Source organism: Streptomyces sp. CC0208 (genome assembly GCF_003443735.1).
In the GTDB taxonomy this organism is placed as follows: Bacteria; Actinomycetota; Actinomycetes; order Streptomycetales; family Streptomycetaceae; genus Streptomyces; species Streptomyces sviceus.
In genome coordinates this window covers 3,252,167-3,273,766 of sequence record NZ_CP031969.1, presented here as the reverse complement: position 1 = coordinate 3,273,766, position 21,600 = coordinate 3,252,167, and the positions used below count along the sequence as shown (strand labels likewise).

The window sequence follows — 21,600 nt, the reverse complement described above, 5'->3', positions numbered from 1 at the left end:
CGCGTGCGTCAGCCGGCCGTCCAGGGCCGCTGACCGGCGACTCCGAGCGACAACTCTGATCAGCGACCGCGATCCGATCACCGGAAGAGCGGCTTCCGGCGACCGCCCGTGTTTGAGTGGCCGTATGACCACAGAAACCGTCGAGTACATCCGCTACCGCATCCCTGAAGACCGCTCGCCGGAGTTCCTGTCCGCCTACACCCACGCCTCGGTCCAGCTGGCGGCGGCCCCGCAGTGCGTCGACTTCGAGCTGGCGCGGTGCGAGGAGGACTTCGAGCACTTCGTCCTGCGGATCACCTGGACCTCCACCGAGGACCATCTGGAGGGCTTCCGGAAGTCCGAGCTGTTCCCGGACTTCCTCGCCGCGATCCGGCCGTACATCGAGAACATCGAGGAGATGCGCCACTACAAACCGACGACGGTCCGTGGCCGGGGCGCCGCCGTGCCCACCCTGTTCGCGTGGGCGGGCGGCGCGGAGGCCTTCGGCCGGCTGACCACGGTGTTCTACGAGAAGGTCCTGGCCGACGACCTCCTGGCCCCGGTGTTCGCGGGCCTTGCCCCCGAGCACGCCGAGCATGTCGCCCTGTGGCTCGCGGAGGTCTTCGGCGGGCCGACCGCCTACTCGGAGACCCAGGGCGGCCACGGCCACATGGTCGCCAAGCACCTGGGCCGCGACATCACCGAGCAGCAGCGCCGCCGCTGGGTGAACCTCATCCAGGACGCCGCCGACGAGGCCGGGCTGCCCACCGACGCGGCGTTCCGCTCGGCGTTCCTCGCCTACGTCGAGTGGGGCACCCGGCTCGCGGTCCACTTCTCGGGGCCGGACGCCACGCCGCCCGCGGAGCAGCCCGTGCCGAAGTGGAACTGGGGGGCGGCCCCGCCGTACCAGGGCTGAGCGGGCGCCGGGTCAGGGGCGGGCGGACTCACCCACGCGGGTGGCGTCCGTGCCCCAGCTCGCCAGCAGCCGCAGGGCGTCGGCGGACGGCGAACCCGGTTCCGCGTGGTAGGTGATCAGGACCTGTTCGGTGCCGTCGGACAGGGGGAACGACTCGTAGTGCAGGGTCAGTTCGCCGACCAGCGGATGACGCAGGTGCTTGGCGCCGTAGCTCTTCTCCTTGACGTCGTGCATGGCCCACAGACGCCTGAACTCCTCGCTCTTCACGGAGAGCTCCCCGACGAGGGCGGACAGCCGGGGGTCGTCGGGATGGCAGCCCGCGTCCATGCGGAGGTAGCTCACCACGTCACTGGCCTTCTGCTCCCACGGCACGAACAGGTCCTGGTACTCCGGCCGCAGGAAGATCAGCCGCGCCCAGTTCCGCTCCTGCGCCGGCAGCTCCGCCCAGTCCCCGAAGACCGCCGCCGCCATCCGGTTCCAGGCGACGATGTCCGACCGGCGCCCCGAGACGTACGCCGGGACCTCGATGGAGTCCAGCAGGTGCCTGATCGCCCCGCGCACCTGCTCGGTACGCGCGGTGGTCTTCTTCTTGTGCTCCTTCGGCTTCGCCAGATGCGTCAGGTGCGCGTGCTCGGCGTCGGTCAGCCGCAGGGCACGGGCGATCGCGTCGAGGACCTCCGCCGAGACGTTCCGCCCGTTGCCCTGCTCCAGGCGCGTGTAGTACGCCACGGAGACACCCGCCAGCTGGGCCAGCTCCTCGCGGCGCAGTCCCGGCACCCTGCGGTGCCGCCCGAAGTCCGGCAGCCCCACGTCCTGCGGCTTCAGCCGGGCCCGCCGGGTGCGCAGGAACTCGCTGAGCTCGGCACGCCGGTCCAGTGAGCCGCTTCCGGGCAGTGCCTCGGCCATCTCGTCCATACGTCAAGTATTCACGGTCGTACGCTCACCATCCTGTCCCCGCCAGTAGTAGGACCAGCGAACGTACGCAAAGCGGTGACCTGGGTGGATCGTGATGTGCGGGGCACTCTGGAGAACGTGCCCGGACGGATGGACAGAAGGCAGCCGGGCACGAACCCCCTCGCTAGGAGAAACCCCGGCATGACCACTGTCGCCGCATACGCCGCCCCCGCCGCGAAGGCTCCCCTGGAGCGCACCACCATCGAGCGCCGGGCGGTCCGTGAGCACGACGTCCTGATCGACATCAAGTTCGCCGGCATCTGTCACTCGGACATCCACCAGGCCCGTGAGGGCTGGGGCGAGGCCATCTTCCCGATGGTCCCGGGCCACGAGATCGCCGGCATCGTCGCCGAGGTCGGCCCCGGCGTCACCAAGTACAAGGTCGGCGACCGCGTCGGCGTCGGCTGCATGGTCGACTCCTGCGGTGAGTGCGAGAACTGCAAGGCCGGCATCGAGCAGCACTGCCTCCAGGGCAACGTCCCCACGTACAACGGCATCGGCAAGGACGGCGAGCCCACCTACGGCGGCTACTCCGAGAAGGTCGTCGTCGACGAGAACTACGTCGTCCGCATCCCCGAGGGCCTGTCCCTCGACGAGGCCGCCCCGCTGCTGTGCGCCGGCATCACCACCTACTCCCCGCTGAAGAAGTGGGGTGCCGGCCCCGGCAAGAAGGTCGCCGTGATCGGCCTGGGCGGCCTCGGCCACATGGGCGTCAAGATCGCGCACGCGCTGGGTGCCGAGGTCACCGTCCTGTCGCAGTCCCTGCGCAAGAAGGACGACGGCCTGAAGCTGGGCGCCGACCACTACTACGCGACCAGCGACGAGAACACCTTCAAGGAGCTGGCCGGCTCCTTCGACCTCATCCTCTCCACGGTCTCGGCGCCCCTCGACTTCGGCGCCTACCTGAGCCTGCTCAAGACGGGCGGCGCGCTGGTCAACGTCGGTGCCCCCGAGGAGCCGATCGCGCTGAACCTGTTCTCGCTCATCGGCGGCAACAAGACCCTCGCCGGTTCGATGATCGGCGGCATCGCCGAGACCCAGGAGATGCTCGACTTCTGCGCCGGGCACGGCATCGGCTCCGAGATCGAGCTGATCGCCGCGTCGCAGATCAACGAGGCGTACGAGCGCGTCGTCAACAGCGATGTCCGCTACCGGTTCGTGATCGACACGGCGACGATCTGACACACATGGTTCGCCGAAGGGCCCCGGTTCCGTACCGGGGCCCTTCGGCGTACAGCCGTCCGGCACGGCCCTTTCGACCCACGGCGCGCGACCCCCCGGCACGGCCCTTCACCGTACGGCGCTCCGCCGCCCCAGCAGCCACAGCAGATACGGCCCCCCGACCAGCGAGGTCAGCGCCCCGACCGGGATCTCCAGCGGCGGCAGCAGCGTGCGCGCGACGAGATCGGCGGCCACCAGGACGAGGGCGCCGGTCAGTGCCGAGCACAGCAGCGGAAGCTGGGGCGTGCGGGTCAGCCGCCGGGCCAGCTGCGGCGACGTCAGCGCGACGAACCCGATCGGCCCGGCGGCCCCGGTGGCGGTCGCGGCGAGCACCACCCCGAGCACGGTCAGCCCGAGCCGCACCCGGTCCACCCGTACACCCAGCGCGGCAGCGGTGTCCGCGTCGAGCCCGAGCGGCCGCGCGGCCCTGGCCGCCCACACCAGCGCGGGCAGAGCCGACAGCAGTACGACGCCCAGGGGCCCGGCCTGCTCCCAGCCGCGCCCGTTGAGACTCCCGGCCAGCCACAGCTTGACCTGCTCGGCGGCTTCCAGCTCGGAGTCGGCGAGATACAGCTGCACGACGGCGGACAGGGCGACCCCGATCCCGACGCCGACGAGCACGAACCGGCCGGCCTGCATACCGCGCCGCCAGGCGAGCACGTAGACGAGGGCGGCGGCGCCGAGACCGCCGGCGACGGAGAAGAGGGGCATGGCGCCGGGGGAGGAGACGGCCCCGGTGGCGAGGGCGATCACGGTCGTCGCGGCCGCCCCATGCCCTACGCCGATGACGTCGGGACTGGCCAGCGGATTCCGGGTGACGGTCTGCACCAGCGCCCCGGCCGCCCCGAGCGCGGCCCCGACGAGAGCGCCGAGCACGATCCGGGGGACGCGCAGCTCATTGACGACGAGGTCGTACGGCCCGGCTCCGGTACGGAGGGTGCGCCACACCTCGGCGGGGGAGACGTAGGTCTGCCCGAGGCAGGTGGAGACGGCCATGACGGCGAGAAGGAGCACGAGAAGCCCGAGGGCCACGCCGACGGAACGACGGTGGACGAGGAAGGAGAGGCGGGGGTGGGGGCGCAGGACGGCAGTCGCCGTCCGGCGGCCACGGCTCGGTGGGTGCGGGTCGCGCAGGTCCACGACCACACGCTGACGCACATCCGTCGGCGCGCCGGTACGCCGAACACCTCTCACGAGACGGCCCCCCGACGCCGTACGAGAAACACCAGCACCGGCACCCCCACCAGCGCGGTCATCACTCCGGCCGGCACCTCCGAGGGGGCCCGCACCACCCGGCCCGCCACATCCGCCCCGACCAACAACGCGGCCCCCAGCAACGCGGACAGCGGCAGCACCGCCCGGTGGCCGCCCGAGACGAGCCGCCTGGCAAGGTGCGGCACCGCCAGCCCGACGAACGCGATGGGCCCCGCCGCGGCCACCGCCGCCGCGGTCAGCAGCGCCGCCCCCAGCGCAGCGGCCCCCCGCACCCACGCGACCCGGTGCCCGAGCGCCCGAGCCGTCTCGTCGCCCAGCGCCAACGCGTCCAGCCCCCGGGCGCACCCCAGCACCAGCACCGCCCCGACGACGAGGAACGGCAGCATGCGTACGACCGTCCCCGCGTCCCGCCCGCTCAACGCCCCCACCTGCCAGAACCGGAACTGGTCGAGGGTCGCCGCACTCGACGTCAGGACCACGGTCGTGCCCCCGGCCGTCATCGCCGACAACGCCGTCCCCGCGAGTGCCAGCTTCACCGGCGACGCCCCGCCCCGCCCACGCGCCGCGATCCCGTACACGAGACAGGCGGCGAGGACGGCCCCCACGAAGGCGTACCAGACGTACCCGGAGAACCCGTTCGCGAGCCCGAGCCCGATGGCGACCACGACCCCCGCGGCCGCGCCCTGACTCAGTCCGAGGATGCCGGGGTCGGCGAGCGGATTGCGGGTCACGGCCTGGAGCGCGGCTCCCGCGACCCCCAGCGCGGCCCCCGCGGTCAGCCCGATCTCGGTCCGCGGCATCCGCAGCGACCGTACGACCAGTGCGTCCGGCGACCCGCCGCCGTGCAGCACGGCGTCCACCACGGCGGACAGCGGCACCGCCCGGGTCCCGACCATGAGGCTGAGGGCCGCGGCGGCGGTCACCGCGAGGGCGGCCGCCGGCCAGGCGAGACGACGTATCACGCGACTACTTGCCGAGGGCGTCGGCGAGTTGGGAGACGACGAGCCGAGCGGCGGTCGGCCCGGCGTTGAGGTACCAGGGGTCGTCGTCGACCTTCACGGCCTGCCCGGCCCCGACCGCCTTCATCGACTTCCACAGCGGCCCGGCCACGATGCTCGCCGCGTCCGTCCTGGACGCGTCCCCCTGGACGGAGTAGAAGATCCAGTCGCCGTCGGCCGTGTCGATGCTCTCCGCGCCGATGTCCTGCGAAATGGCGTGGAACTGCTGGGACTTGGGCCGCAAGAGCCCCATGTCGACGGCGAGGGAACCGGTGAAGGAGGAGACGCCGAACATCCGGGTGCGGTCGGGGGTGAAGCGGACCATGGAGACCGCCGGGTCGCCCTCGATCTTCCGCCCCTTCGCGCGGGCGTCGGCGACGATCCCGTCCAGCAGCTTCCGCGCGGCCTCGCCCTTGCCGACCGCGTCGCCGACGAGCAGCAGGTCGCGCTTCCAGTTGATGCCGTTGCCCGCGGTGATCACGGTGGGCGCGATCTTCGACAGCTTGGGGTAGAGGTCGCCGAGGGAGTCGTTGGCGAGGATGAGGTCGGGCTTGGCGGCGGCGAGGGTTTCCAGGTTGGGCGCCTGGCGCGTACCGGCGTCGGTCATGCCGGCGAGCCGCTTCTTGTACGCCGGGAAGGCGTCCGCGAGATAGCCGGGCACGAGGCCGGCGTTGTCGGCGCGGGTGGTGGCCGCGGGGACGACCCCCAGGGACAGCAGGTCGTCGAGCTGCCCGGTGCTGAGCACGGCGATCTTCTTCGGCTGGACCTTGACCGTGGTCCTGCCCTCGAAGTGCGTGACCGTGCGCGGGAAGGCCCCGTCGGCCTCCTGGTCGGAACCCATGCCGTCGGCGAGCGCGCTCGGTGCGGCGGAGGGGCCCGCGGAAGCGCCCCTGACGGAGTTGCGGTCACCCTTGCCGCTGCTCTTGCCCGTATCCGACGAGGACGCAGAGCAGCCGGCAAGCAGCCCTCCGACGACGGTCGCGGCCACGACGGCCTTCACTGCTGCTGCACGCACGACTACTCCGGGGAAGTACTGAGGGCTGAGGTTTGCTAAGGCAAGCCTTACCTTAACTGGTCCCGGGGTATGGTCTGAACGAGGAGGCAGCGATGACCGTTCAGCTGAACCACACCATCGTCACCGCGCGCGACAAGCGAGCCTCGGCCCGCTTCCTGGCCGACATCCTGGGGCTGGCGGTGAGCCCGCAGTACGGCCCCTTCGTCCCGGTCGAGATCCCCAACGGCGTGACCCTCGACTACATGGACACGACCGACGAGATCACGCCGCAGCACTACGCGTTCCTCGTCTCCGAGGACGACTTCGACATGATCTTCCCCCGGATCCGGGAGGCAGGGCTGCCGTACTGGGCGGACCCCTTCCACCACCGGTCCGGCGAGATCAACCACAACGACGGAGGCCGGGGCGTGTACTTCGACGACCCGGACGGCCACCGGCTGGAGATTCTGACGCGGCCGTACGGCAGCGGGGGCTGAGGCCGGGGGGTGCGCCCCTCGCCGGGGGCGCACCCGTTGCCTGCTGCCTGCTGCCTGCTGCCCGCCGCCCGCTTATCGAGTGCCGTTGGCGGCGAATGTCCACACTGCGCGGCTGCCCGGGCCGACGGTGAGCGTCGAGTGACCGAGCTGCTCCACGTGCCGGTCCTTCACAGGCCGGTTGAGCGACATCTCGACCCGCTGGAAACCGGCTTGTTCACGCGGGACGGAGTCGAACCGGATCGTGGTGCCGCCCCCCTCCGCGACGACACCGCCACCGGACACGTTCTTGACGGCGAACCCGCCGGCCCGCAGCAGCGGCACGGTGTCGGCGAGGTCGCCCTCGGTCACCGCGATGCGGACGGAGGTCACGTCACGCATCAGGTGAGTGCGGTAGTCGTCGGACAGGACACGCTCCCGGCCCACGTCACCGGGGAAACTCGCGGGCTCGGTTTTGCTGCGGGGATCGGCGAAGTACTCCGGCCGGTACTCCATCGCCCAGGCCCCGAAGGCGTCGTACTCGGTGGCGGTGAGGATGGCGTCGAACCACGGCACGGGCACCCCGTCACCGAAGTCCCGGGTCTGGAGGAACTCGATGGGGTCGGCGACTCCCTCGCTCTTCAGCCGCTCGGTGACCGTCGCCAGGTCACCGTCCCGTTCGGTGGACAGGCCCAGCCCGGCGGAGCCGAGGGTGCCGTCCTGGCCCGCGATGTCACCGACCCCGAACAGTTCGAGATAGGTCTCGCGGCCCATCAGGTAGCGGCCGGTCCAGGTCTGTCCGCCGGTACCGGTCGTGGTGCGGACCTGGAAGTTGGCGAAGTCCCTCAGGTAGTCGGAGTGTTCGATGGCGTCGGCGGTCTCCCGGTCGAAAACCCCGTAGGAGTGGTTGTAGAACAGCAACTGCCGGTCGGAAGAGGACCGGCTTCCCTCGGCCTGTGCCGTCCCCACGGCACCCCCGATCGCTGCGGCGAGGGCCGCGGCGAGTATGACGATCATCCGTAATATCCGCTGAATCCGCATGCGGGCGATCGTAGGGCGGGGAGGCTGCGGCCGCGGTTCATTTTCAACGAGGCCGAAATGCTTGACACCTGGGGTTCGACGAGGTGCCGGATCGCTCGTCAGGACGGGGTGGCGATGCCGGTTTCCGGCTCGTCGGTGCCCGGATCCTGTGACGGCTCCTGAAGCTGCTCGCGCACGTAGTTCCAGATCACCGCGATCAGCGCGGCGGCCGGTACCGCGAGCAGACTGCCCACGATTCCGGCGAGACTGCCGCCCAACGTCACCGCCAGCAGGATCACCGCCGCGTGCAGGCCGAGCCCCCGGCTCTGGATCATGGGCTGGAACACATTGCCCTCGAGCTGCTGCACCACCACGATGATGGCCAGCACTATCAGCGCGTCCATCAGGCCGTTGGAGACCAGCGCGATGAGCACCGCGACGAAGCCGGCGAAGAAGGCACCGAGGATCGGCACGAACGCGGAGACGAAGGTCAGCACCGCCAGCGGGAGCACCAGCGGTACCCCCAGGATCCACAGGCCCAGGCCGATCAGGACGGCGTCGATCAGGCCGACGGCCGCCTGGGAGCGCACGAAGGAGCCCAGTGTGTCCCAGCCGCGCGCGGCCACCGTCGGGACGTCGGTGGAGAGCCGACCGGGCAGCTGACGGGCCAGCCACGGCAGGAACCGCGGGCCGTCCTTGAGGAAGAAGAACATCAGGAACAGCGCCAGAACGGCGGTGACCAGACCGTTCACCACGGTGCTCACGCCGGTGACGACCGCGCCGACCATGCTGCCGAGACCGTCCTGCGCTCGGGAGACCGCGGTGTCGAAGGCCTTGTCGATCTGGGCGTCACCGATGTTCAACGGCGGCCCGGCGGCCCACTCGCGCACCTTCTGGACGCCGTCGACCACGCCGTCGGTCAGGTCACCGGACTGGGACGCCACCGGCACCGCGATCAGTGCCACGACACCCGCGGCGACCAGCAGGAACAGCACGGTCACCGTCGACGCGGCGAGAGCGGGCTTCCACCCGCGGCGCAACAGGAAGCGAGTGGGTGGCCAGGTCAGCGTGGTCAGCAGCAGACCGATCACGAGCGGCCACACGACCGACCACATCCGGCCCAGCACCCACAGACTCACCGCGAGCATCAGCAATATGAGCAGCAACTCCGCGGAGGCCCGCGCCGACGTGCGCAGCGCCGCGCGGGCTTTCGTGGAACTCAAGTTCGCAGTCACGGGTTGCACCCTATGGGTACCCACGTCACAGGGGCACCATGGCTGCGTCACCGGGCGGTCGTGGAATCGCCCGGCACCCTCGCGCGTTGAGGGGGGAGTGGGCAGGGGCTGTCGGCGGTGTGCCGGCGGACCGGCCCGAGCGAGCAGATATGGGAGGACAGCGATGGCTGCGCAGACACAGAGGGCTGTGCTGGCGGGCGGATGCTTCTGGGGAATGGAGGAGTTGATCCGCCGGCTTCCGGGGGTGACGGCGACCCGGGTCGGATACACCGGGGGTGACGTGCCGAACGCGACGTACCGCAACCACGGCACGCACGCGGAGGCCATCGAGATCCTTTTCGACCCCGAGCAGACCGACTACCGCACGCTCTTGGAGTTCTTCTTCCAGATCCACGACCCGAGCACCAAGAACCGCCAGGGCAACGACATCGGCCTCAGCTACCGCTCGGCGATCTACTACGTGGACGACGAGCAGAAGCGCATCGCCGAGGACACCATCGCGGACGTGGACGCGTCCGGCCTGTGGCCGGGCAAGGTCGTCACCGAGGTGGAGCCGGTCGGCCCCTTCTGGGAGGCCGAGCCCGAGCACCAGGACTACCTCCAGCGTTACCCGGACGGCTACACCTGCCACTTCCCCCGCCCGGGCTGGCGGCTGCCGGCGCGTGCGGAGGGCTGACGCTCGTCACACACCCGGCGGCCGTGTCCAGAGGGTCACGTCGCTGCTCGTCGCGACGGCGAGGGTGCGGCCGGAGGGGGAGAAACCGACAGCCCGGAGTTCGGAGTAGTCGGAGCGGAAGACGTGCCACCACCGCTCGCCGTGCGGACCGCGGTGGGGCATGCCGTCGCCGCGGGAGAGCAGGACGCGGTGGCGGGGCCAGGCCGGCGAGACGACCTCCACGTGCCAGCCGCCTTCGGCGGTGGCGTGCAGTCCGCCGCCGAACAGCCCGGCGATGTGCACCCTGCCGTCGGCGACCGGCCCGAGACCTGGGCAGGTCAGATCCTCGGCCGCGTCCGGCGTACTGCTCTCCGGATCGGGATCCCGGTCCCGCGCGATCTTCTCGCCGGTGACGGCGTCGAAGAGACCGTGGCCGTCGGACGAGACGACCATCACCAGGTCGTTGCCGGTGTCCGGGTGCGTCGCGAAGCCGATCCCGAGCAGCCCTCCGACCGCGGCGCAGGAGTCGAACACCGGCTGCCAGGGAACGGGCGCGGGAAGCACGGGGACCGACGCCAGGCGATCCCGCAAGTCCCGCTCGTAGGGGGAGAGTTCCGTCACCCCACCATGATCCCTCCCCGACGGGTCGAGGACGGCTTTGCGCCGGTCGGCCCTGCACGGGTCAGCTCTGCGCGGTGGGCCGTACGACGATGTCGCTCACGTCGACCGGCGCGGGCTGAGTGACGGCGAACGCGATGGCGATCGGACCGGGCCTGGCCGAACAGCCCGAGCAGACGCTGGTGGTCTGCATCGCAGACGCGTGACGCGCAGACGGCCGGGTGGTGAGCGGGCCGTCCGGAGTCCGGTGAACCCGGCCGTCACGCCAGGAGGTGGGCAAGCGATTCGGCTTCAGCGGGATAGGGGCGTTCCTGCGGCAGCAGCCCGGTCGCGGAGGCCATGTCACCACCTCTGACGAGGGCGTGGATCTCGTGGGCGAGCGGGGTCACGTCGCGGATGGCGACCGTCCACTCGTCCGCGTAGCGTCGTACGGCCTCACCGGACAGCCCCAGCTGCAGGGACCGGTACGGCAGCGGCCGGAGGTGCAGATCCCGCTCGGGATCCCACTGCACGCGAGCAGGCGCACGCTTCAACTGACGCTGCCAGGCAGCCCGGTCGGGGTGCGCCCCGCGGACATGACTCGACAGACACGCGTGGCGCAGCGCCCACTCGAAGCCGTCACGGCTGATCTCGACGGCGAGGACGGTTTCCTGCCCCGCTTTCGCGCCCCAGCCACAGCGGTACATCATCCACAGGAACGACGGCTTGATCCAGGTCAAGGCGTGTTCACAGACCCTTTCGCGTGGCGGATTCCAGGGCTCCGTACGCCTCCGTAGAGCCCCCAGTCATCCAGACCGGAGTAAATCAACATGGTGCGGCACGAGGGGGCAGAGAGGGACTCGGCCTCTCCCGCGTACAGGGCGACCAAGGAGTCGTTGCCCCTCCACCAGTTGTCCGTCATCCCCTTGACCTCCGCGACCGGCTCGAAGCCGTCCAGAGCGATCTCATCGACGCGATCGCCGGTGACTCTGGTGACCTGCCGCGCCCACATCGACGCATGGTGGGCGAGAGCGACGGACTCCACCCACCCCTCGACGGTTCGGTGCAGGGGCGTCCAGCGATAGCCGTACACCCCGAACTCCCCGCCCGGTCCGATCATGAACGAGTAGGGGGTTGCAGTCCGATCGGTCCCTGCCGGGTACAACCATCCCTCGTTCGGCGAACCCTCTGGAAGATCGGAGTCCAGATACCTGGGTCCACCGTCATAGTGCGGAGCCGGAGGCAGCACGAGCCCTCCCCAGCGCTCCTGATACTCCTTCACACGGTTGATCTCCACCGGCGGGACGCCGAGCGCAAGCCACTGCTCCGCAAGCCGGCCGACCGGCGGCACGTCGATCCTGATGCTGTGCGCGGTGATGAACGACCGCGCCCGACGAGTCAGTCCATCGAGTACGGCTTTGCTGAGATGACGCTCCATGTGCCGGACGCTACTTGGCCCGCACGGGCAACTGCCTGCCGTTTGCGGCCGTCGTGCTCCGTCGGATCGGGCAACGGGTCGAAAATCGGTGGTCACCTGAGCTGACCGAGCCCACGCTGTACGCCATGGAAGAACCGCTCCACAGGATCCGCGCGCTCCACACGGCGTCCACGATCACCGTCTACCAGGCGTACCGCCCGGAGATCGGCGGACCCGCCGCCCGCAAGGGCCGTTTCCCCGCCGCGTGGAAGCCTGACCGCATGACGTGGATCAAACCCAGTTTCATGTGGATGATGTACCGCTCCGGCTGGGGCATGAAGGAGAGTCAGGAGACCGTCCTGGCCTTCGAGATCACTCGCGAGGGCTTCGACTGGGCGCTGCGCCATGCCTGCCTGTCGCATTACGTCCGCGGACTGCATCCCGATCGCGACACCTGGCAGCGTGACCTCAAGCGCGCACCGGCCCGTGTCCAGTGGGATCCCGAACGCGATCTGCACCTGCATCCCCTGCCGTACCGCTCGCTGCAACTGGGGCTCTCGGGTGAGGCATCGTCGCGTTACGCGGACGAGTGGATCGTGTCCATCAGCGACGTGACCCCGCTCGCCCACGAGATCCACGCGCTCGTCAGGGACGGCGAACTGGACTCAGCTGCCCGACTCCTCCCCCAGGAACAGGAGTACCCCGCCAATGCAGAACTCCTGGCCCACCTGTGTCCCTGACCGGCAATCCGTGCAAAGCCGCCAGCGTCACCCACGGGTCACATGGCGGCAAAGGTCTGTGAACGGTGCTTGATGACCCACGTCATCCTGTCGCGCTTCCACGCGGCGGGGAAACGACCGTCCTGGACGGCGGGCAGGCCGATTTCCGGGGCGTAGGCCTGGTACACGGTGATCGTGGATGTCGTGTGCAGCGCGCGGATCCTGTGTTGCGGTTCGTCCATGACGTACAGGGTGCGGTTCCTCGACCCCGTCAGCCATTCATTTTCGAACGAGACTGCCGCCCGTGCACCCTGCGCGCGTACCTTCTGAAGCCCACCTGATGACGTCAGCCGTCGGCCTTGGCCACGCCGATCGGGCAGGAGACCCCGGTGCCGCCGGTTCCGCAGTAACCCGCCGGGTTCTTGTCGAGGTACTGCTGGTGGTAGCTCTCCGCGGGGTAGAAGGTCCGGCCCTGCGCGGGCAGGATCTCGGTGGTGATCGTGCCGCGGTGGCCCGAGGCCGTGAGGGCCCGCTGGTAGGCGGTGCGGGAGGCCTCGGCGGCCGCTGCCTGCTCGGGGGTGTGGGTGTGGATCGCCGAGCGGTACTGGGTGCCGACGTCGTTGCCCTGGCGGAAGCCCTGGGTGGGGTTGTGAGACTCCCAGAAGGTCTTCAGGAGGCGCTCGTACGAGATGAGGGCGGGGTCGAAGACCACGCGGACCGCCTCGGTGTGGCCGGTGAGACCCGAGCAGACCTCCTCGTACACGGGGTTCTCGGTGTGGCCGCCCTGGTAGCCGACCAGGGTCGTCCAGACACCCGCCGGGAGCTGCCAGAACTTTCGTTCCGCGCCCCAGAAGCAGCCCAGGCCGAAGTCCGCGATCTGGTAGCCCTCGGGGTAGGGGCCGAGCAGCGGCGTGCCGAGGACGGTGTGCCGGTCGGGGACCGTGAACGCCGGCTCGGAGCGGCCCTTCAGCGCCTGCTCGGCGGTGGGCAGGACGGGCGTACGGCCGAACAGCATGACGCGGGCTCCTTCGATCGTGCGTGCCGGGCAGGGGTGCGGGGTGGCAGGGAGAACAACGGGTCCCCGCCGGTCCGCATTCCGACAAGCCCGGCGTCGACCTGCACGGCGGCAGGGATGGCAGGTGCCGGTGTGGAGACGGCCCCCGAAGGGATCACCGCGTCACTGCGTCAGCGTCGCCGGGCTGCCGCCGTTCGCCTCGTAGCCCGCCACTGCCAGCGCCCGGTATATCGCGAACTCCGCGGCCGGGTCGGCGGACAGTGTCCAGGGCAGGGCGCCGACGTGGCCGTCGATGTGCACCAGCTGGTTCATGGCCTCCGCCCAGCGCTCGCCGCGCACCAGGAAGAAGACCAGCAGGTGGCGGACATGGGCCAGCATCGGGTCGTCGGCACGGGCCGAGTGGACGGCGTGCAGCGCGCCGTGCACGGCCTTGGTCACGACTTCGCTCTGGTAGAAACCGCTGACCAGATTGACCTCGGGCAGGTGCTCGAAGACCGCGAACAACGGCATCGCGGCGAGCAGCGAGCCGTGCGGGGCCCGGGCGGCCGCCGCCTCCGCGAAGTCGTACGCCAGCTGCCGTGAGCCGTGCCACTTCTCGCACCAGTAGTGCAGCGCGGCCAGGTGCGCTCCCATGTGGTTCGGCGCGCGGTCCAGGATCTTCAGCCACAGCTGCTCGAACTCCGCCTGGGAATAGGCCAGTCCGCGCGCGACGGAGAGCTCGACGAGGTAGGGGACCGGATCGCCGGGAGCCAGTAGTGCCGCCTCGCCGCAGGCCGTCCTCGCCTCCTCCATGATGATCCGGAACTCGTCCGTGCCAGGGGTCGACGTCCGCCACGCCTGCTGCACCAGGAACTCCGCGTGCACCGCCGCGCCGCCCGCGTCCTTGGGCTGCTCGGCCCGCCACACCCGCAGCCACTGCCCGCCCGGCGCCTCGCTGACCCCGCCCGGCCGCTGCTGAAGCTCCAGCGAGGCGGCCCCGGCGAAGGCCTGCACGCGCTGCCAGCGCAGCTCGCCCTCCCGCTCGGTGCCCGCCAGGAGTTGGGAGGCGGCCTTGTAGTCCTGTGTGCGCTGCACCAGGTCCAGGACGTCCAGCAGGTCCTGGTCGGGGCCGGGCATGCGGATGTCCAGCTCCTCCTGCCGTACGAAGCCGTAGTCCGCCGGGTCCGCGGCGTCCGGGTGGCCCGCCGGGACCTGCTCGATCCCGGCCCGCCCGCGCCGCAGGAACGGAAGCAGGACGAAGCCCAGCAGGACCGCCGCCATCAGGACCCAGAGAATCTCCATGCCCCAAGAGTTCCAGACGCCGCCGACAATTGCCCAACCCGGTCCGTCCCCTGTGGAAAACCCCCGGGCCCAGTTCCGGACCAGCCCGAACACCTGGGGAAAACCCTGCCGTACGGCCGTCGGGAGCCCGTCGTCCGTCATCGGTCCTCCGGGCGGACTACCCTCGGAGCCCATGAGCGACAGGCACATCAGTCAGCATTTCGAGACCCTCGCGATTCACGCGGGCAACACCGCGGACCCCCTCACCGGCGCGGTGGTCCCGCCGATCTACCAGGTCTCGACCTACAAGCAGGACGGCGTGGGCGGTCTGCGCGGCGGCTACGAGTACAGCCGCAGCGCCAACCCCACCCGCACCGCCCTGGAGGAGAACCTCGCCGCCCTCGAAGGCGGCCGCCGGGGTCTCGCGTTCGCGTCCGGACTGGCGGCCGAGGACTGCCTGCTGCGTACGCTGCTCAGCCCCGGCGACCACGTGGTCATCCCCAACGACGCGTACGGCGGCACGTTCCGCCTCTTCGCGAAGGTCGTCGCCCGCTGGGGCGTCGAGTGGTCGGTCGCCGACACCAGCGACCCCGCCGCCGTACGGGCCGCGATCACCCCGAAGACCAAGGCCGTGTGGGTGGAGACCCCCTCCAACCCGCTGCTCGGCATCACCGACATCGCCGCCGTGGCGCAGGTCTCCCGGGACGTGGGTGCCAAGCTCGTCGTCGACAACACCTTCGCGACGCCCTACCTCCAGCAGCCCCTGTCGCTCGGCGCCGATGTCGTGGTGCACTCCCTGACCAAGTACATGGGCGGCCACTCCGACGTCGTGGGCGGCGCGCTGGTCACCGCCGACGAGACGCTCGGCGAGGAGCTGGCGTACCACCAGAACGCGATGGGCGCGGTCGCCGGGCCCTTCGACTCCTGGCTGGTGCTGCGCGGCGCCAAGACGCTGTCGGTGCGCATGGACCGGCACAGCGAGAACGCCACGAAGATCGCCGACATGCTGACCCGGCACGCGCGCGTGACGCAGGTGCTCTACCCGGGCCTGGCCGAACACCCGGGCCACGAGGTCGCGGCCAAGCAGATGCGGTCCTTCGGCGGCATGGTCTCCTTCCGGGTGGAGGGCGGCGAGGAGGCGGCCGTCGAGGTCTGCAACCGCGCCAGGATCTTCACGCTGGGGGAGTCCCTGGGCGGCGTCGAGTCGCTGATCGAGCACCCCGGCCGGATGACGCACGCGTCCGTGGCGGGCTCGGCCCTCGAGGTCCCCGCCGACCTCGTACGCCTGTCCGTGGGCATCGAGAACGTCGACGACCTGCTGGAGGACCTGCAGCAGGCGCTGGCCAGGTAGCCGCCGGCCGAGCAGGCCGGACCGGGTTCACCAGCCCGTCATCGGTGGAGTCGTCGTGGACGGCGGCTCCACCCAGGGGCGCGCGGTCAGCGCCCACACCACGAACGCCACGCTCGCGGCGAGCAGCAGCAGCCACATGAGCCGGCGCGCCGCGGTCCTGCGTCGCAGCATGCGCGAGCCCCGCCGCACGGAGTCCGTGTACAGGTCCGCCGGTACCTGCGGCGTCCCCCGCTCCATGAGCTGCCGCACCGCGGTCTCGCGCTGGGTCCGGTTCACGTGCGCCTCCCGGAGCGGCCGTGGTGTCTCATGACGCGGCCACCTTCGCCCCCACCACCGCTGGTGAGGGCCCGCGCGGTGGGTGCAGCAGCGTGGCCGTCGCCCGGTCGCAGATCGCGCGGACGCGTTCCGCCGACAGACCGAGCAGGGCCGCCGCCTGTTCCTCGGCCACGCCCTCGTAGAGGCGCAGGACCAGGACCAGACGCTCCTGGGGGGTCAGCCGGGACAGCGGACCGGAGGGGTGCGTGCGGCCGCCGAGCAGGATGCCGTGGCGGCGCCACGCTCCGTGGGCGAAGCGCAGGGCGAGGTACTCGCGGGCCCGGTCGTAGGGGTCCTCGCCGCGCAGCCGGTCCCAGCACGCGTACGTGTGGGCGAGCGCGAGCGTCAGCAGACGTCGCGCGCGCGGGTTGTCGTCCGGGGCCTCCGCCGTCAGCAGCGTCGCGGCCTGCAGCAGCCGCCCGGCCGCGCCCGCGACGAACGCCTCGAACTCCCGGGCTCGACGCGTGCTCTGGGTCGCCTGCCGTTGCCGCACCGCACCTCCCCGCCTGCGGATGGCCGTACGTCGGCTTCGTACGACCACGAGGACCCGGTTTCCGAGGATCCCGGTCTCCGAGGACCTGATCTCATATGAGGCCCGGCGTGGCCGTCCGGTCAAGAGGCGGGGCGGCACACGCGCGTGCGCGTACCTGGGGAGGACGCGTGTCTAGGAGGGCTGCGCCTCCGGTGCCGGAACGCCCTGGACCGCCATCCGGGAGGAGAGGGCGGTGTTGAAGCGTGTGAGGAGCGTGCAGAACGCCTCGCGCTCCTCCGGCGCCCAGTCGTGTGTCAGCTCGGCCATCAACTGACGCCGGGAGGAGCGCACTTCCTCCAGCCGGGACTGCCCGCGCGGGGACAGCTGGAGGACCACCGCGCGGCCGTCCTCGGGGTGCGAGGTGCGCTTGACCAGGCCGGTGTCGACGAGCGGCGCCACCTGACGGGTGACCGTCGACGAGTCGATGCCCATGCTCGCCGCGAGCGCCTTGACGCCCATCGGTCCTTCCTTGTCGAGCCGGTTGAGCAGCAGGTACGCGGCGCGGTCCATGGAGTTGCGCACCTGCCCCACCCCGCCGAGCCGGGTCTGTTCGGCACGACGGGCGAAGACCGCCACCTCGTGCTGCAGGGTGTCGAGAAGACCGGTGTCACCGACGGTCGTCATGTCCATCGACATTCCAGGTGTTGTGGGCATGGCCGGAGGCTCACTTCATGAAGGGGGAGCTGGATTGGGGGACAGAGTACGCGGCCGGGGGGCGGGCCGTACCGGCGCTGCGCAAACCCGTCTCGGACGTTGGTCACAGCGCGAACACGCGCGTGTGAACTGCGAGACTTGAGTCATGAACTACCGCAAGGCCCACCCCGTGCCGCCGGTGACGCTCGACGACGTGCGCGGCGCGCAGAAGATGCTGTCGGGCGTGGCGCGGACGACCGCGATGGAGGGCAGCCGCCATCTGAGTCAGCTGGTGGGCGCGCCGGTGCACTTCAAGTGCGAGAACCTCCAGCGGACGGGGTCGTTCAAACTCCGCGGCGCGTACGTCCGGATCGCCGGACTGCTGCCCGAGGAGCGGGCCGCGGGTGTGGTGGCCGCGAGTGCCGGGAACCACGCACAGGGCGTGGCACTGGCGTCCACGCTGCTCGGCGTGCGCTCCACCGTGTTCATGCCCAAGGGCGCCCCGCTGCCCAAGATCAGCGCCACCCGGCACTACGGCGCCGAGGTGCGCCTGCACGGCCAGGTGGTCGACGAGACCCTGGCCGCCGCGCAGGAGTACGCGGCCGAGACGGGCGCGGTGTTCATCCACCCCTTCGACCACCCGGACGTCATCGCGGGCCAGGGCACGGTCGGGCTGGAGATCCTGGAGCAGTGCCCGGAGGTGCGCACGATCGTCCTCGGGATCGGCGGCGGCGGACTCGCGGCCGGGGTCGCGATCGCCGTGAAGGCGCTCAGGCCCGACGTGCGGATCGTCGGCGTGCAGGCGGCGGGCGCGGCCGCGTACCCGCCCTCGCTGGCGGCCGGGCACCCGGTGTCGATCGAGAACCCGGCGACGATGGCCGACGGCATGAAGGTGGGGCGGCCGGGGGACGTGCCGTTCGGGATCGTGGGCGAACTCGTGGACGAGGTCCGCACGGTGACCGAGGACGAGCTGTCCGCCGCGCTGCTGCTGTGTCTGGAGCGGGCCAAGCTGGTCGTCGAGCCGGCCGGGGCGAGTCCGGTCGCCGCTCTGCTGAGCGACCCGGGCGCCTTCGAGGGCCCGGTCGTCGCCGTGCTGTCCGGCGGCAACGTCGACCCGGTGCTGCTCCAGCGGGTCCTGCGGCACGGCATGTCCGCGCAGGGCCGCTACCTGGCCGTACGGCTGCGGCTGACGGACCGGCCCGGTGCCCTCGCGACGCTTCTCGGGGTGTTGTCAGTGGTCGACGCTAATGTCCTGGACGTGAGCCACGTCCGGACCGATCCACGGCTCGGGCTCGCGGAGGCGGAGGTCGAGCTGCACCTGGAGACGAAGGGTCCCGAGCACTGCGCCGAGGTCGGCCGAGCCCTGCGCGAGGCCGGCTACACGGTCATCGACTGAGGTCAGGACCCCTCCGGGAGCCAGGATCACTCTTTCGGGCAAGTCCATTGAGAGACGCGATACATCGCGTTATGGTGTGTCTCGTGTCGCCGCTCACGCCGCCCGCGGAGAAAAGAACGGGCGGAGGAAACCGCGCAAACCTAGGCTTTCCCCAGAATCCCCGACGACGTGGAGACTCATATGCCAGGCGCCATCTATGCCGAAGGCCTGGTCAAGACCTTCGGAGACGTAAAGGCACTGGACGGCGTCGACCTCGATGTCCCGGAAGGCACCGTCCTGGGCCTCCTCGGACCGAACGGCGCGGGCAAGACGACAGCCGTCCGCTGTCTGACGACCCTGCTCAAGCCGGACCGCGGCTCGGCGGTCGTCGCCGGCATCGACGTCCTCAAGGACCCCGACGCCGTGCGCCGCTCCATCGGCCTGTCCGGCCAGTTCGCGGCGGTCGACGAATACCTCACCGGCCGCGAGAACCTTCAGATGGTCGGCCGGCTCTACCAGATGAAGGCCAAGCCGGCGAAGGCCCGCGCGGCCGAGCTGCTGGAGCAGTTCGACCTCGCCGACGCGGCCGACCGACCCACCAAGACCTACTCCGGCGGAATGCGCCGCCGCCTCGACCTCGCGGCCGCCCTGGTGGTCTCCCCGCCCGTGATGTTCATGGACGAGCCCACGACCGGCCTCGACCCGCGCAACCGCCAACTGCTGTGGGAGGTCATCAAACAGCTGGTCTCCGGGGGCACGACCCTGCTGCTGACCACCCAGTACCTGGAGGAGGCCGACCACCTCGCCCACGACATCGCCGTCGTCGACCACGGCCGTGTCATCGCCACGGGCACCTCCGACCAGCTCAAGGCCCGCACCGGCGGCGAGCGCGTCGAGGTCGTCGTGCACGAGCGCGACCACATCCAGGCCGCCTCGGAGATCCTGCGCGGCTTCGGCAAGGGCGACACCACGGTCGAGGACCACATGCGCAAGCTCACCGTGCCCGTCACCGGCGGTGCCAAGCTGCTCGCCGAGGTCATCCGCGAGCTCGACACCCGGGGCATCGAGATTGACGACATCGGACTGCGCCGGCCCACCCTCGACGACGTCTTCCTGTCCCTGACGGGACATGTGGCCGAGGCGAAGGACGAGGAGAGCGACAAGAAGGAGACCACCAAGTGAGCGCCGTCACCGACACCGCGCGGGTCGCACCGGCCACGAACCCCATCAGTCAGTCCTTCCGGGACTCGATGGTCGTCGCCAAGCGCAATCTGATCCGCATGTCCCGGATCCCCGAGATGATCATCTACGGGCTCATCCAGCCGATCATGTTCGTGGTGCTGTTCACCTACGTCTTCGGCGGATCCATGCAGATCGGCAGCAGCACCAGCGCGACCGACTACAAGAACTTCCTGATGGCGGGCATCTTCGCGCAGACCGTCACCTTCGCCACCGCCAGCTCCGGCGCGGGTATCGCCGACGACATGCACAAGGGCCTCATCGACCGCTTCCGCTCCCTGCCGATGGCACGGGGCGCGGTGCTCACCGGGCGCACCTTCGCCGACCTGGTGCAGACGGGCCTGACCCTGGTCGTCCTCGCCCTGGTCGCGCTGCTGGTCGGCTGGCGCGTCGGGTCGGACGGCAACACCAATGCCGGGAAGGTGCTGGCCGCCTTCGGCCTGCTGCTCCTGCTCGGCTACGCATTCACCTGGATCGGCGCCCTGATCGGCATGTCCGTCCGCACCCCTGAGGCGGCCACCTCCAGCGGGCTGATCTGGCTCTTTCCGGTCACGTTCATCTCGAACGCCTTCGTGGACACCAGCCACATGACCCCGTGGCTCAGACACATCGCCGAGTGGAACCCGTTCAGCGCCACCGTCCAGGCCTGCCGGGTGCTCTTCGCCAACCCGGGCCAGTCCACCTCCGCCGCCTGGCCCATGCAGCACCCGGTCTGGGCCTCGCTGATCTACTCGGTCCTGATCGTCGTCGTGTTCAGGACGCTGGCGGTCCGCAAGTACCGCTCGGCCACCGCATGACAGAGCCCCCGGCGCCGCGAGGGCGCCGGGGGCCCGCCGAGGACAGACGGTCGGCGGGGGTCAGCCGTTGTAGGGCTCGGCCTTGAGGATGGTCACGGAGGCCTTCTTGCCGTTCGGCAGTTCGTACTCCGCGTCCTCGCCGACCTTGTGGCCGATCACGCCGGAGCCCAGCGGGGACTGCGGCGAGTAGGTCTCGACGTCCGCGCTCGCGTACTCGCGCGAGGCGAGCAGGAAGGTCATCGTGTCGCTCTCGTCACCGTCGAAGGCGATCGTCACGACCATGCCGGGCGCCACGGCACCGTCCGTCGACGTCGGCGCCTCGCCGACCTTGGCCTTCTCCAGGAGCTGGGTCAGCTGGCGGATGCGGAGCTCCTGCTTGCCCTGCTCTTCCTTGGCCGCGTGGTACCCGCCGTTCTCGCGCAGGTCGCCCTCCTCGCGCGCTGCCGCGATCTTCGCGGTGACTTCCTCGCGCGCGGGACCAGACAGGTACGCCAGCTCTTCCTTGAGCTTGGTGTACGCCTCCTGGGTCAGCCAGGTGACGTCTTCGCTGGTCTGGGTCACAGGTGCTCCTCGTAGGTACTGGGAATACAAAGCATCGCCCTACCCAGAAGAATGTTCCTTCACGGATGGGCGAAACCACGAGCCTAACAATTCAGGAGCCGAAGGGGGAGGACATAAGCCATCAGAAAT

Annotated in this window: 25 protein-coding genes and 1 pseudogene; 9 read left to right on the top strand and 17 right to left on the bottom strand. The window is 70.5% G+C overall.

The genetic code is table 11. The annotated features are described in order from the left end of the window. The first annotated feature begins 124 nt into the window (after positions 1-124). Positions 125-895 (top strand): antibiotic biosynthesis monooxygenase, encoded by a 771-nt coding sequence (locus tag D1369_RS14750; RefSeq protein WP_007384340.1) that lies wholly within the window; start codon positions 125-127, stop codon positions 893-895. Between the two features lie 12 nt (positions 896-907). On the opposite strand, the gene D1369_RS14745 is transcribed toward D1369_RS14750, so the two are convergent. Further along, positions 908-1,810 carry a helix-turn-helix transcriptional regulator gene (locus tag D1369_RS14745; protein ID WP_007384341.1) on the bottom strand — a complete coding sequence of 301 codons (903 nt, stop codon included), beginning with the start codon at positions 1,808-1,810 and terminating at the stop codon, positions 908-910. A gap of 180 nt (positions 1,811-1,990) precedes the next feature. On the opposite strand from D1369_RS14745, the gene D1369_RS14740 reads away from it, so the two are divergent. Next, positions 1,991-3,031, top strand: coding sequence for an NAD(P)-dependent alcohol dehydrogenase (locus D1369_RS14740; protein WP_007384342.1), 1,041 nt, complete (start codon positions 1,991-1,993; stop codon positions 3,029-3,031). Positions 3,032-3,139: 108 nt separating this feature from the next. On the opposite strand, the gene D1369_RS14735 is transcribed toward D1369_RS14740, so the two are convergent. The 3 genes from D1369_RS14735 to D1369_RS14725 are packed head-to-tail and all read right to left on the bottom strand — an operon-like array spanning position 3,140 to position 6,298. Further along, a complete protein-coding gene (locus tag D1369_RS14735) occupies positions 3,140-4,210 on the bottom strand; it encodes an iron ABC transporter permease (protein ID WP_007384343.1) in 1,071 nt (356 codons plus the stop codon). A 50-nt stretch (positions 4,211-4,260) separates the two neighbouring features. Then, positions 4,261-5,247: an iron ABC transporter permease gene (locus D1369_RS14730; protein ID WP_007384344.1), complete on the bottom strand. Its 987-nt coding sequence runs from the start codon at positions 5,245-5,247 to the stop codon at positions 4,261-4,263. Positions 5,248-5,251: 4 nt separating this feature from the next. After that, the gene (locus D1369_RS14725) at positions 5,252-6,298 is read right to left on the bottom strand and encodes an iron-siderophore ABC transporter substrate-binding protein (protein ID WP_007384345.1); all 1,047 of its coding nucleotides are present in this window, start codon (positions 6,296-6,298) and stop codon (positions 5,252-5,254) included. Positions 6,299-6,390: 92 nt separating this feature from the next. Here D1369_RS14725 and D1369_RS14720 point away from each other — a divergent pair, with 92 nt between their 5' ends. After that, positions 6,391-6,774: a VOC family protein gene (locus tag D1369_RS14720; protein WP_007384346.1), complete on the top strand. Its 384-nt coding sequence runs from the start codon at positions 6,391-6,393 to the stop codon at positions 6,772-6,774. 72 nt (positions 6,775-6,846) lie between these two features. Here the strand turns inward: D1369_RS14720 and D1369_RS14715 are convergent, their stop codons facing one another. After that, positions 6,847-7,767: a DUF5829 family protein gene (locus D1369_RS14715; RefSeq protein ID WP_007384347.1), complete on the bottom strand. Its 921-nt coding sequence runs from the start codon at positions 7,765-7,767 to the stop codon at positions 6,847-6,849. A gap of 122 nt (positions 7,768-7,889) precedes the next feature. After that, positions 7,890-9,005, bottom strand: a complete 1,116-nt coding sequence (locus tag D1369_RS14710) for an AI-2E family transporter (RefSeq protein WP_037901264.1) — start codon at positions 9,003-9,005, stop codon at positions 7,890-7,892. A gap of 163 nt (positions 9,006-9,168) precedes the next feature. Between D1369_RS14710 and msrA (D1369_RS14705) the strand changes: the two genes are divergently transcribed. Then, positions 9,169-9,681, top strand: a complete 513-nt coding sequence (gene msrA / locus D1369_RS14705) for a peptide-methionine (S)-S-oxide reductase MsrA (protein ID WP_007384349.1) — start codon at positions 9,169-9,171, stop codon at positions 9,679-9,681. A 6-nt stretch (positions 9,682-9,687) separates the two neighbouring features. Here msrA (D1369_RS14705) and D1369_RS14700 read toward each other — a convergent pair whose 3' ends face one another. The 4 genes from D1369_RS14700 to D1369_RS14685 form a co-directional block, all read right to left on the bottom strand. Beyond that, complete coding sequence (locus tag D1369_RS14700) at positions 9,688-10,281, bottom strand: hypothetical protein (protein WP_007384350.1); 594 nt, start codon at positions 10,279-10,281, stop codon at positions 9,688-9,690. A 61-nt stretch (positions 10,282-10,342) separates the two neighbouring features. Then, the gene (locus D1369_RS44530) at positions 10,343-10,471 is read right to left on the bottom strand and encodes a hypothetical protein (RefSeq protein ID WP_272920819.1); all 129 of its coding nucleotides are present in this window, start codon (positions 10,469-10,471) and stop codon (positions 10,343-10,345) included. A 67-nt stretch (positions 10,472-10,538) separates the two neighbouring features. After that, a complete protein-coding gene (locus D1369_RS14690; RefSeq protein ID WP_237557962.1) occupies positions 10,539-10,967 on the bottom strand; it encodes a DUF4291 domain-containing protein in 429 nt (142 codons plus the stop codon). Positions 10,968-10,993: 26 nt separating this feature from the next. Further along, positions 10,994-11,695, bottom strand: a complete 702-nt coding sequence (locus tag D1369_RS14685) for a hypothetical protein (RefSeq protein ID WP_007384353.1) — start codon at positions 11,693-11,695, stop codon at positions 10,994-10,996. A 125-nt stretch (positions 11,696-11,820) separates the two neighbouring features. Between D1369_RS14685 and D1369_RS14680 the strand changes: the two genes are divergently transcribed. Further along, a complete protein-coding gene (locus D1369_RS14680) occupies positions 11,821-12,414 on the top strand; it encodes a DUF4291 domain-containing protein (RefSeq protein ID WP_007384354.1) in 594 nt (197 codons plus the stop codon). Positions 12,415-12,488: 74 nt separating this feature from the next. Here D1369_RS14680 and D1369_RS14675 read toward each other — a convergent pair. From D1369_RS14675 to D1369_RS14665, 3 genes and pseudogenes are all read right to left on the bottom strand, one after another. Beyond that, positions 12,489-12,635: pseudogene (locus D1369_RS14675) on the bottom strand (DUF4291 family protein); the annotation flags it as partial. 104 nt (positions 12,636-12,739) lie between these two features. Next, the gene (gene msrA / locus D1369_RS14670) at positions 12,740-13,408 is read right to left on the bottom strand and encodes a peptide-methionine (S)-S-oxide reductase MsrA (protein ID WP_037901267.1); all 669 of its coding nucleotides are present in this window, start codon (positions 13,406-13,408) and stop codon (positions 12,740-12,742) included. A 162-nt stretch (positions 13,409-13,570) separates the two neighbouring features. Then, a complete protein-coding gene (locus D1369_RS14665) occupies positions 13,571-14,689 on the bottom strand; it encodes a hypothetical protein (protein ID WP_007384357.1) in 1,119 nt (372 codons plus the stop codon). 172 nt (positions 14,690-14,861) lie between these two features. On the opposite strand from D1369_RS14665, the gene D1369_RS14660 reads away from it, so the two are divergent. Next, complete coding sequence (locus tag D1369_RS14660; protein ID WP_007384358.1) at positions 14,862-16,019, top strand: cystathionine gamma-synthase; 1,158 nt, start codon at positions 14,862-14,864, stop codon at positions 16,017-16,019. Positions 16,020-16,046: 27 nt separating this feature from the next. Here D1369_RS14660 and D1369_RS14655 read toward each other — a convergent pair whose 3' ends face one another. From D1369_RS14655 to D1369_RS14645, 3 genes are all read right to left on the bottom strand, one after another. Beyond that, positions 16,047-16,295, bottom strand: a complete 249-nt coding sequence (locus D1369_RS14655; RefSeq protein WP_007384359.1) for a hypothetical protein — start codon at positions 16,293-16,295, stop codon at positions 16,047-16,049. A 28-nt stretch (positions 16,296-16,323) separates the two neighbouring features. Beyond that, entirely contained in the window at positions 16,324-16,827 is a 504-nt protein-coding gene (locus D1369_RS14650; protein WP_007384360.1) for a sigma factor-like helix-turn-helix DNA-binding protein, read from the bottom strand. A gap of 171 nt (positions 16,828-16,998) precedes the next feature. After that, positions 16,999-17,502 carry a MarR family transcriptional regulator gene (locus D1369_RS14645; RefSeq protein ID WP_007384361.1) on the bottom strand — a complete coding sequence of 168 codons (504 nt, stop codon included), beginning with the start codon at positions 17,500-17,502 and terminating at the stop codon, positions 16,999-17,001. A gap of 163 nt (positions 17,503-17,665) precedes the next feature. Here D1369_RS14645 and ilvA point away from each other — a divergent pair, with 163 nt between their 5' ends. The 3 genes from ilvA to D1369_RS14630 all read left to right on the top strand — a co-directional run bounded on the left by ilvA (position 17,666) and on the right by D1369_RS14630 (position 20,910). Beyond that, positions 17,666-18,895 carry a threonine ammonia-lyase gene (ilvA, locus tag D1369_RS14640; protein ID WP_007384362.1) on the top strand — a complete coding sequence of 410 codons (1,230 nt, stop codon included), beginning with the start codon at positions 17,666-17,668 and terminating at the stop codon, positions 18,893-18,895. A gap of 180 nt (positions 18,896-19,075) precedes the next feature. After that, complete coding sequence (locus tag D1369_RS14635; RefSeq protein ID WP_037901269.1) at positions 19,076-20,056, top strand: daunorubicin resistance protein DrrA family ABC transporter ATP-binding protein; 981 nt, start codon at positions 19,076-19,078, stop codon at positions 20,054-20,056. Then, positions 20,053-20,910 carry an ABC transporter permease gene (locus tag D1369_RS14630; protein WP_007384364.1) on the top strand — a complete coding sequence of 286 codons (858 nt, stop codon included), beginning with the start codon at positions 20,053-20,055 and terminating at the stop codon, positions 20,908-20,910. Before D1369_RS14635 ends, D1369_RS14630 begins: the two co-directional genes overlap by 4 nt. 60 nt (positions 20,911-20,970) lie before the next feature. Here D1369_RS14630 and greA read toward each other — a convergent pair whose 3' ends face one another. Beyond that, the gene (gene greA / locus D1369_RS14625) at positions 20,971-21,471 is read right to left on the bottom strand and encodes a transcription elongation factor GreA (RefSeq protein ID WP_007384365.1); all 501 of its coding nucleotides are present in this window, start codon (positions 21,469-21,471) and stop codon (positions 20,971-20,973) included. Positions 21,472-21,600 lie beyond the last annotated feature (129 nt).